Origin of the sequence: Nocardioides immobilis, from assembly GCF_003515065.1 — a bacterium.
GTDB classification, from domain to species: Bacteria; Actinomycetota; Actinomycetes; order Propionibacteriales; family Nocardioidaceae; genus Nocardioides; species Nocardioides immobilis.
This window is the reverse complement of the sequence record NZ_QXGH01000014.1, coordinates 112,521-122,213: the sequence shown is the minus strand read 5'-3', so window position 1 is coordinate 122,213 and position 9,693 is coordinate 112,521. Positions and strand designations below refer to the sequence as shown.

Genomic DNA, 9,693 nt, shown 5'->3' with positions numbered 1-9,693 from the left:
ACCCTCGACCCGGCCCGACCCAAGGGAGTGTCATGACCCGGATCAACCTCACCGTCGACGGCCAGCAGGTGGCTGACGACGTCGAACCCCGGATGCTGCTCGTGCAGTACCTCCGGGAGCGCCTCGGCAAGACCGGCACGGTCATCGGCTGCGACACCAGCAACTGCGGAGCCTGCACCGTCCACCTCGACGGCACCAGCGTGAAGTCCTGCAACGTGCTCGCTGTCCAGGCCGACGGCAGCGAGATCACCACGATCGAGGGTCTCGCCCAGAACGGCCGGCTGCACCCGGTGCAGGAGGCGTTCCGCGAGTGCCACGGCCTCCAGTGCGGCTTCTGCACGCCCGGGATGATCATGCAGAGCATCGACCTCCTCAACAACAACCCGCACCCGTCCGAGGAGGCGATCCGGCTCGGCCTCGAGGGCAACCTGTGCCGCTGCACGGGCTACCACAACATCGTCAAGGCGGTGCAGCACGCCGCCGAGGCGACCTCCAGCCAGCACGCCGAGGGGGTCGGAGCATGACCGCCACCCAGGACCCGGGCGTCGCGACGCCGACCGCTGAGATCGGTCGCGACCGCCGCCGCAAGGAGGACCAGCGCCTCATCACCGGTCGCACCCGCTGGACCGACAACCTCACCCTCCCCGGGATGCTGCACCTGGCGATGGTGCGCAGCCCGTTCCCGCACGCACGGATCGCCAGCATCGACACCAGCGCCGCCAAGCAAAGCACCAACGTCGTCGCGGTCTACACCGGCGCGGACCTCGCGGAGAGCCAGGGCGCCTGCATCAACGCGTGGCCGGTCGTGACGGACCAGGTCACTCCCGACCACCTACCGATGCCGGCCGACCGGGTCGCGTTCGCGGGCGAGACCGTCGCCGTGGTCGTGGCCCGCAGCGCCGCGGAGGCGCGCGACGCCGCCGAGCTGGTCGAGGTGGAGTACGACGAGCTGCCCGCCGCGCTCGACCTCAAGGAAGCTGCGGCCGCGGACTCTGACAACGGAGTACTGGCGCACCCCGACCTCGGCACCAACGTCAGCGCCGTCTGGACGTTCGACTCGGCCGAGGCCGGCACCGGCTCCGACGTCGAGGAGGCGATCGCCCAGGCGCGCGAGGACGGCATCGTCATCGAGCGGGAGTACCGCCAGCAGCGGCTGATCCCGGCCTTCATGGAGCCGCGGTCGGTCGTCGTCGACCCGACCGGCGAGCAGATCACGATGTGGTCCGCCACCCAGATCCCGCACATCCTCCGGTTCGCGCTCGCGGCCACCACGGGTGTCCCCGAGTCGAAGATCCGGGTGATCGCCCCCGACGTCGGCGGCGGGTTCGGCGGCAAGCTGCAGCAGACGCCGGAGGAGATGATCGCGTTCGCTGTCGCCCGGATGCTCGGCAAGCCGGTGAAGTTCACCGAGACCCGCAGCGAGTCGCTGATGACCGCCCACCACGGCCGCGACCAGTGGCAGCGGCTCACCCTCGCCGCCACCAAGGACGGCACCGTGACCGGGCTCAAGGTCGACCTGCTGGCCGACCTCGGTGCCTACGTCGCGATCGTCGGTGGCGGCGTGCCGGTGCTCGGCGCGTTCATGTTCAACGCGATCTACAAGTTCCCGGCGTACCGCTTCACGACCCGCAACATCCTCACGAACAAGACCTGGACCGACGCCTACCGCGGCGCCGGCCGGCCGGAGGCGACGTACGCCGTCGAGCGGCTGATGGACGAGCTCGCGGCCGAGCTCGGCGTCGACCCGCTCGAGGTCCGCGAGAAGAACTGGATCAAGCACGACGAGTTCCCGTTCACCACCGTGGCCGGGATGGAGTACGACTCCGGCAACTACGAGGCCGCGACCGCGCGGGCCAAGGAGATGATCGGGTACGACGAGCTGCGTGCTGAGCAACGGGAGCGACGCGAGCGGGGCGACCGGGTCCAGCTCGGCATCGGCGTCTCGACGTTCACCGAGATGTGCGGCCTCGCCCCGTCGCGGATTCTCGGCCAGCTCAACTACGGGGCCGGCGGCTGGGAGCACGCCGAGGTGCGGATGCTCGCGACCGGCAAGGTCGAGGTCGTCACCGGTGCCTCCGCGCACGGGCAGGGGCACGAGACGGCCTTCAGCCAGATCGTGGCCGACCGGCTCGGCGTGCCGTTCGAGGACGTCGAGGTGCTGCACGGCGACACCCAGGTGTCGCACAAGGGCCTCGACACCTACGGCTCCCGCAGCCTCGTCGTCGGCGGTGAGGCGCTGGTCCGGGCGGTCGACAAGGTGATCGAGAAGGCGCGGCCGATCGCGGCCCACCTGCTCGAGGCGTCGATCGACGACCTGGAGTTCGCGCAGGGCAGCTTCACGGTGCGCGGCACCGACCAGGGCCTGCCGATCACCGAGATCGCGACCGCGGTGTTCGCCTCGCACAACCTGCCCGACGGGGTGGAGTCCTCGCTGGACTCGGAGGCGACGTACGACCCGGTGAACTTCAACTTCCCGCACGGGACCCACCTGTGCGCGGTCGAGGTCGACACCGAGACCGGCCAGATCAAGATGCGCAAGTACGCCTGCTGCGACGACATCGGCAACATCATCAACCCGCTGATCGTCGCCGGGCAGGTGCACGGCGGCCTGGTCCAGGGCATCGCCCAGGCTCTCTGGGAGGAGGCGGTGTACGACGAGAACGGCACCCTCGTCACCGGGTCGTTCGTCGACTACCTGCTGCCGACCGCGGCGGACACGATCAGCTTCGACATCGACCACACCACGTCGCCGAGCACGACGAACACGCTCGGCACGAAGGGTGTCGGCGAGGCCGGCACGATCGCGTCCACCCCGGCCGTGGTCAACGCGGTCGTCGACGCGATCCGGCACCTGGGGGTCAACGACATCCAGATGCCGTGCACGCCGGAACGGGTGTGGCGGGCGATCCACAGCCGCTCGGACGGCGGCGGCGAGACCGCCGGTGCGGCGGCCCCGCACTTCGATCCCTCGACGGGCATGTCCGGCACCGTCGACCGCGCAGAAGGAGGTGCCCAGTGATTCCCGCAGCGTTCGAGTACGTCGCCCCGACCACGGTCGAGGAGGCGTTGCAGGCGCTCGCCGAGCACGGTGCCGCAGGCGACGACGTGAAGATCCTGGCTGGGGGGCAGAGTCTGCTGCCGGTGCTGCGGATGCGCCTCAACGCGCCGGAGTGGGTCGTCGACCTGAGCCGGATCCCTTCGTTGCGGGGAGTCCGCGACGGCGGTGACCACCTGGTGATCGGCGCGATGACGACCCACGACGCCGTCGGCCACGACCCGCTGGTGCACGAGCACGCCCTGCTGCTCACGAAGGCCGTCACCCACCTGGCCGACGCGCAGGTCCGGCACCGCGGCACGTTCGGTGGCGCTCTCGCGCACGCCGACCCCGCCGGCGACGTCGGTGCGCCCGCGCTGGCTCTCGACGCGTCCTTCGTGATCGCGGGCCCCGGCGGCAGCCGGACCGTCCCGGCGGGGGAGTTCTTCGTCGACATCTTCGAGACGGCCATCGGCGAGGACGAGATCCTGACCGAGGTGCACATCCCGAAGCACACCGGCTGGGGCGCGCACTACGAGAAGTTCGTCCGGGTGGCCCACCAGTGGCCGATCGTCGCGGTCGCGGCGTCCGTCCGGCTCGACGGGGACACCATCGCCGAGGCGCGGGTCGGTCTGACCAACATGGGCAGCACGCCCTTGCGGGCCACCGCGGTCGAGGAGGCGCTCGTCGGGCGACCGGCCACGGAGGACGCCGTACGGGAGGCGGCCGCGCACGCCGCCGACGGTGCGAACCCGCCTACGGACCTCAATGGCGGCGCCGACTACCGGCGGCACCTGGCGACCGTGCTCACCGGCCGGGCAGTGCTCGCGGCCGCCGGGCGCAACGGGACGAGGGTTCCTGGCTGATGGACCTGTCGCACAAGTTCGCCGTACCCACCGCGGTCGAGGAGACCTGGGCGGCCTTCCAGGACATCGCGTCCGTCGCGGAGTGCTTCCCGGGAGCCCAGGTCACCTCCGCCGAGGCTGACACGTTCACCGGCACCTGCAAGGTGAAGCTGGGGCCGATCGCCCTCGTCTACACCGGGTCAGGCACGTTCGTCGAGCGCGACGAGGCCGCGCACCGGTTCGTCGTGGAGGCCAAGGGGCGCGACAAGCGCGGCAACGGTACGGCGGGCGCGACGGTGACCCTGAGCATGGCTCCGTCGGGCACGGGCACCGAGGTCGAGGTGCTGACCGACCTGGCAGTCACGGGCAAGCCCGCCCAGTTCGGGCGGGGAGTGATGCAGGACGTCTCGGACAAGCTGCTCGGGCAGTTCGTCGCGTGCCTCGAGCGGCGGCTCACCGCGGACGAGGGGGACCAGGACGCCGGGCCGGCTTCCGAGCCGGCCGGTGCGGCCACGGTCGCGCCGGCCGACGGTGTCGACCAGGACGCGGGGCCCGCGTCGATGCCTGCGTCGGCGTCGACCCCGCAGGACGACGCCCTCGACCTGGGCGCGACCGTGCTGCCGGTGCTCGTCAAGTCCTACGGGAAGCAGCTCGCGTTCGGTGCGCTGGCGCTCGTCGGCCTCCTGGTGCTGCTCCGCGTCCTGCGTCGCCGTTGACCCGGGAGGATCAGCCCCTCACCAGTGGTACTGCGAGTAGTCGCGCTCCTGGTTCGACTCCTCGTAGTCCTGCTCCTCCTCGATCGCGTCGTCGTTGCGCTCCTCGAGCTTGCGCTCCTTGCGCTCCTGCTCGCGCTGCTCCTGCTGCTGCTGAGGATCCTGCTGCTGGTTCTGCTGCTCTTCCTCCTCTTGCTGTTGCTGCTGCTGTTGTTGCTGCAGCTTCTCGCGGAGGCGCTGGTCGACGGCGGCAGCATCGGCCGTCTGGTCGTCCCCGCGACCGGAGTCCGTGGGGCAGCCGCCCTCGGCGAGGGTGTCGATGCCGGCCTGCCAGCGACCGGTCGCCTCGTCGGCGTCACCGTTCTCGGCCGCCGTGTCACCCAGCGACTCGAGGGCGAGCGCCTCGTTGATCCGTACCGTGCACTCCTCCTCGGCCGGCACGTCCGCCAGCGCCGTGACGTAGAGCTCGAGCGCATCCTCGAGGTCACCTTCGGCGTGCCGGGCGGCGCCCTCGTCGAAGGCGGTGATCCACGGCTCGAACCAGTTGAGCGAGCCGTTGGCCGAGAACTCGTCCGCCGCCGCCAGGAAGGAGCCGTCGTCGAATCCGCTCCGGCCGTCGCGGTCGTGCGACAGCATCGTGACGACCTTGACCGCGAACGCCAGGGCGACCAGCGCGGGCAGGATGCCGGCGAGCACGAGCACTCTGCGGAGCCTCACGAGGTCGCCTCCTTCCGGGTCGGCTGGAGGGCGGTGTGCGACGTCCAGAGCGCCCGCCACCACGACCGCAGCTCGAGCAGCACCAGCCCGAGCAGGAGGAGGCCGAACACCCACGTCAGGTCATGCTCCGCCGGCGCGCCCTCGCCCTCGTCGAAGGCGTACGACGCCTCGAAGTCGGCGGCGATCGCGTCCATCCCCCCGGGCTCGGTGCGGTGCGCGTAGTCGATGCCGAGCTGGTTCGCGATGTCCTGCAGGTTGTCCTCGTCGAGCCGGGAGATCGCGTCCTCGCCGCGGTCCTGGTCGTAGACGTAGCCGTCCTCGTCGGAGAGGTTGTCGGCCTCCGGCATCTTGGCACCCTCCTCGGTGCCGTAGCCCAGCACGATGCCGCCGTCGACGAGGTCCTCGAGCTCCACGAAGGACTCCTGCTCGCCCTCGGCCGTGTTCTCGCCGTCGCCGACGTAGACCACCATCCGCCGTCGGTCGGGATGCTGCTCGTCGGCACGCTCCAGGACCTCCCGCATCGCCTCCAGCGGGCGGTCGGCGCGCGATCCGGTGCCGTCGAACGGGCCCTCCAGGCGGAGCGTGTCGACCGCGGTCCCGAACGTGGTCGTGTCGCTGGTGAACGGCAGCTCGAGCTCGACGTCGGCGCCGAAGGTGAGCATCGCGAACCGGGCCGCGGGGAGAGCTTCCGCCAGGTCGGCCAGGTCCTGCTGCACGCCGTAGATCCGCGGGCCGTCCTCGTAGTCGAGCGCGGCCATCGAGCGGGTCCGGTCGACGACCACCAAGACCTCGATGTCGGCGACCTGGCTCGGCGCGGCGCGGGTGCCGAACCCCGGCTGCACGAGGATCACGACCAGCGTCAGCACGATCCCGATCCGGCGGGCGAGGAGAAGCACGGTGCTCACGGCGTCGACCCCCGGTTCGTCCGTCCGGCAAGGGCGATCAGGCCCTGGACCGTCCACACGAGCAACAGCAGGCCGACCCCGATGCCGGCGAGCACCTGCCCCGTACGCGGCTCGTCGACCGTCTGGACCAGCGGCGGGCGCTCGATCTTGGCCGCCTCGAGCTCGTTGATCTCCTCGACCACGTCCTCGGCGGAGCCCCCGGTGCCGAGCTGGGCGAACGTCCCGCCCGTCTCGTCGGCGGCGGCCTGGAGACCGTCGCTGTCGCCCTCCTTGTCGGGCTCGCCCGGGTTGGCGACCACGTGGATGACGATGCCGTCCTCGGCGGCGTACTCCGCTGCCTCGTCGAGGTTGTAGACGCCGCGCCCACGCTGCTCGCCGTCGGTCGCGAGCACCAGTGCCCGCCCGCGGTCCTCGTCGAGCCGGTCGAAGCGCTGGACGCAGGACACCAGGCCGTCGGCGACGAGGGAGGACTGGTACTGCCGCTCCTCGCTCCAGGTCCCGGCGGTGTAGTCGTCGAACTCCTCGCTCGGGTAGATCTCGCTCCAGCCCGCGAACGCCAGCTCGGCCTCGCTGAGCCGGTCGAGCACGAAGTCGTAGTCGTCGGTGAGCGGGAACTTCGTGATGGCGGCGTTGTTCCAGACCGTGAGCCCGATCCGCTCGCCCTCGAGCCCCTCGACGATGTCGCGGAACTCCTGGACGACGTCGACGTTCCAAGGCGCGGTCGAGCCGGAGGCGTCGAGGCAGAGCATGATGTCGCGGGACGCCTCGTCACGGTCCATCACCTGGGTCTCCTGCACCCGCCCGCCGAGCACGATGCCGCCGACGCAGGCGACCAGCGCGGCGACGGACCCGAATCCGCCGAGCAGCCGTCGCCGCTGCACCAGGGTCCGGTAGCGCGGGAGCGACACCAGGCGCGTGGCGTGGGCGACGTACGACGCGCCGGGGGGATGCCGTCGCCACCAGATCCGGACCCACACCGCCAGCAGCGCGACGACGAGCACGACCAGCAGCACCACCAGCCAGGGCCACTTCAGCTCGCTGTCGCTCGTCGTCCACGTCAGTTCCATGACGCCACCAGCCGTCGGGCCTGGTAGACCGCCTGGTCGAACCGCTCCTGGGCCTCGCCGATGTCGTCCGGCGCGAACTCGGGCGGGTACATCAGCTCGATGGCGTCGGCGAGGGGCCGCGCCCGCTCCCGGCGGAGGTCGGACAAGGTCATCGTCGGCGCGGGAAGCGTGCTCACCGCGCCCACGTAGGAGCGGACCGTCTCGCTGAGCTGCTGGTGGCCGTCGCGCGCCGTCACCTCGCCCCCGCGCACCGCCGCCTCGATCCGATCGATGCGGGCGAGGTGCTGCTGGCGGGCGGACGGCACGTCCGGCCGGTTCCACGGCATCGGACCGGTCGCGGTCCGGTCGCGGGTGAACCAGAGGACCCCGAGGTAGTAGGCAGCCACCAGGAACAGGCCGAGCAGGGCGAACCACAGCCAGCGGTCGGCGTACGCCACCGGGCCGTTGAACTCCTCCTGGAGGTCAGCGGCGGCGAGCATGCTTCTGCCTCTCCAGGACCCGGAACACAGCGGCGATCGCGGACTCGGTGTCCTCGACCCGCTCGTGCACCACGCCGAGCTGGTCGAGCCGCCGGCGCAGCTGGGACTCCTCGCCGGCCACGAGGGCGGCGTACTCCTGCTGGAGCCGGACGTCTCCGCGCAGCCAGCCGGGCACCTCTGCGCCCGCGTCGACGTCGACCAGCCGACGCGGGGCGCCGGCCGTGATCGTCGGGTCGAGGTCGCCGATGGTCAGGAACAGCACCTCGTGCTGGGCCGTGAGCCGGCGCAGCGACTCGGCGAGCTGGTCGGACACGGAGGTCTCGTCGGACACCACGACCAGGATCGTCCGGCGCCGGATCGCGCGGGCCACGTAGTCGAGCACCGCGGCCAGGTCGCTCGGTGGCGCCTCCGGGGTGATCGCGTCGTGGACCAGCCCGAGCAGCCGCTCGAGGTAGAGCTCGCCGTTGTCCGGCGGGCGCACGTGCTGGCGGCGCGCGTCGCCGTAGACGAGGGCGACCAGGTCACCGTGCCGCACCGCGAGGTAGCCCATGACACCCGAGACGAACACGGCGAGGTCGCGCTTCGACACCTGCGCGTCGTTCATCGCCGCCATGCTGCGACCGGTCGAGACAGCGAGCACGACCGTGTGCTTGCGCTCGGCGACGTAGCGCCGGATGAGAAGCATCCGGGTGCGGGCCGACGCCTTCCAGTCGATGTCCTTCACGTCGTCGCCGCGGACGTACTCGCGGAGGTCGTTGAAGTCGATGCCGCGTCCCACCTGGATCGCGGCGTACTCGCCCTCGAGCAGCCCGCGCGCCTTGCGGTGGGCGTGGATCGAGAGGCGGGCCTTGACGCGGGTCAGGTGGGCAGTCAACCGCGGACTCCCGTCACGGCGTGGGTACGGCGCGGAAGACCGCGTCGATGATGCTCTCGGGCTGGACCCGATCGGCGAGCGCCTCGAAGCTGAGGTGGATCCGGTGGCGGAGGATGGCGTGCCTCAGCTCGCGGACGTCCTCGGGAATCACGTAGTGGCGGCCCTGGACGACGGCGATCGCCCGGGCGGCCTGGAAGAACGCGATGCTGCCGCGCGGGCTGGCGCCGATCTCGACGTACGCCCCGAGATCGGGGCCGAGGAGCTGCCCGACGTGCCGGGTCGCCCGGACCAGGGAGACGACGTAGCGCCTGATCGCCGGATCGACGTAGACCCGCCGCACCATCGCCTGCAGCTCGATGACGTCGGCCAGGCTGGCGACCGGGGTGACCTGCTCGGCGTGCTGGCCGAGCGTGCCGTCCTCGATCCGGTCGAGGACCATCAGCTCGTCGGACTCCTCGGGGTAGTCGACGACCTCCTTGAGGAGGAACCGGTCCATCTGGGCGTGGGGGAGGACGTAGGTGCCCTCCTCCTCGATCGGGTTCTGGGTGGCCAGCACCATGAACGGGCTCGGCAGCGGGTGGATGGTGCCGGCGATCGAGGTCTGTCGCTCCTGCATCGCCTCCAGCAGCGCGGACTGGGTCTTGGCGCTGGAGCGGTTGATCTCGTCGAGCAGCACGAAGTTGGCGTGCACCGGACCGAGCTGGGTCTCGAACTCGTGGCGCCGCGGGTCGTAGACCTGGGTGCCGATGATGTCGCTCGGCAGCAGGTCGGGGGTGCACTGGATCCGCGAGAAGTCGGCGTTGACGGACTGCGCGAGTGTCGACGCGGCCAGGGTCTTCGCGAGGCCGGGCACGCTCTCGAGCAGCACGTGGCCCTCCGCGAGGAGCGTCACCAGCAGCGCCGTGCGGATGCGCTCCTGGCCGGCGACGCGGCTCGAGAACGCCGCCGAGATGCGGTCGATCGCTCCACTCGCGCGCGCGACGTCGGCGGCCGTGAGCGGGGTGGTGGGTGGGGCGCTTCGCGTGGTGGTCATCGACGCACAACCTACCCAGGGGACGG

General features: G+C 71.2%; 10 protein-coding genes. 4 read left to right on the top strand and 6 right to left on the bottom strand.

Features of this window, described 5'->3' with window-relative positions:
* Window positions 1-32: 32 nt before the first annotated feature.
* From D0Z08_RS10690 to D0Z08_RS10675, 4 genes are read left to right on the top strand one after another with little or no spacing between them, the layout of a single operon-like run.
* The gene (locus D0Z08_RS10690) at window positions 33-524 is read left to right on the top strand and encodes a (2Fe-2S)-binding protein (RefSeq protein ID WP_118925226.1); all 492 of its coding nucleotides are present in this window, start codon (window positions 33-35) and stop codon (window positions 522-524) included.
* Window positions 521-3,019 (top strand): xanthine dehydrogenase family protein molybdopterin-binding subunit, encoded by a 2,499-nt coding sequence (locus D0Z08_RS10685; protein WP_118925225.1) that lies wholly within the window; start codon window positions 521-523, stop codon window positions 3,017-3,019. Before D0Z08_RS10690 ends, D0Z08_RS10685 begins: the two co-directional genes overlap by 4 nt.
* Window positions 3,016-3,900, top strand: a complete 885-nt coding sequence (locus D0Z08_RS10680) for an FAD binding domain-containing protein (protein WP_118925224.1) — start codon at window positions 3,016-3,018, stop codon at window positions 3,898-3,900. The genes D0Z08_RS10685 and D0Z08_RS10680 overlap by 4 nt, the downstream gene beginning before the upstream one ends.
* Entirely contained in the window at window positions 3,900-4,595 is a 696-nt protein-coding gene (locus D0Z08_RS10675; RefSeq protein ID WP_118925223.1) for an SRPBCC family protein, read from the top strand. The genes D0Z08_RS10680 and D0Z08_RS10675 overlap by 1 nt, the downstream gene beginning before the upstream one ends.
* A gap of 18 nt (window positions 4,596-4,613) precedes the next feature.
* On the opposite strand, the gene D0Z08_RS31655 is transcribed toward D0Z08_RS10675, so the two are convergent.
* From D0Z08_RS31655 to D0Z08_RS10650, 6 genes are read right to left on the bottom strand one after another with little or no spacing between them, the layout of a single operon-like run.
* Entirely contained in the window at window positions 4,614-5,309 is a 696-nt protein-coding gene (locus tag D0Z08_RS31655; protein WP_147381395.1) for a hypothetical protein, read from the bottom strand.
* The gene (locus D0Z08_RS10670) at window positions 5,306-6,214 is read right to left on the bottom strand and encodes a vWA domain-containing protein (protein WP_118925222.1); all 909 of its coding nucleotides are present in this window, start codon (window positions 6,212-6,214) and stop codon (window positions 5,306-5,308) included. Before D0Z08_RS10670 ends, D0Z08_RS31655 begins: the two co-directional genes overlap by 4 nt.
* On the bottom strand, window positions 6,211-7,281 hold the full coding sequence (locus tag D0Z08_RS10665) for a vWA domain-containing protein (protein ID WP_118925221.1): 1,071 nt from the start codon (window positions 7,279-7,281) through the stop codon (window positions 6,211-6,213). Before D0Z08_RS10665 ends, D0Z08_RS10670 begins: the two co-directional genes overlap by 4 nt.
* Window positions 7,272-7,760, bottom strand: a complete 489-nt coding sequence (locus D0Z08_RS10660) for a hypothetical protein (RefSeq protein ID WP_118925220.1) — start codon at window positions 7,758-7,760, stop codon at window positions 7,272-7,274. Before D0Z08_RS10660 ends, D0Z08_RS10665 begins: the two co-directional genes overlap by 10 nt.
* Window positions 7,744-8,634, bottom strand: coding sequence for a DUF58 domain-containing protein (locus tag D0Z08_RS10655; RefSeq protein ID WP_182481265.1), 891 nt, complete (start codon window positions 8,632-8,634; stop codon window positions 7,744-7,746). The genes D0Z08_RS10660 and D0Z08_RS10655 overlap by 17 nt, the downstream gene beginning before the upstream one ends.
* 13 nt (window positions 8,635-8,647) lie before the next feature.
* Window positions 8,648-9,667 (bottom strand): AAA family ATPase, encoded by a 1,020-nt coding sequence (locus D0Z08_RS10650; RefSeq protein ID WP_118925218.1) that lies wholly within the window; start codon window positions 9,665-9,667, stop codon window positions 8,648-8,650.
* Window positions 9,668-9,693: the final 26 nt, after the last annotated feature.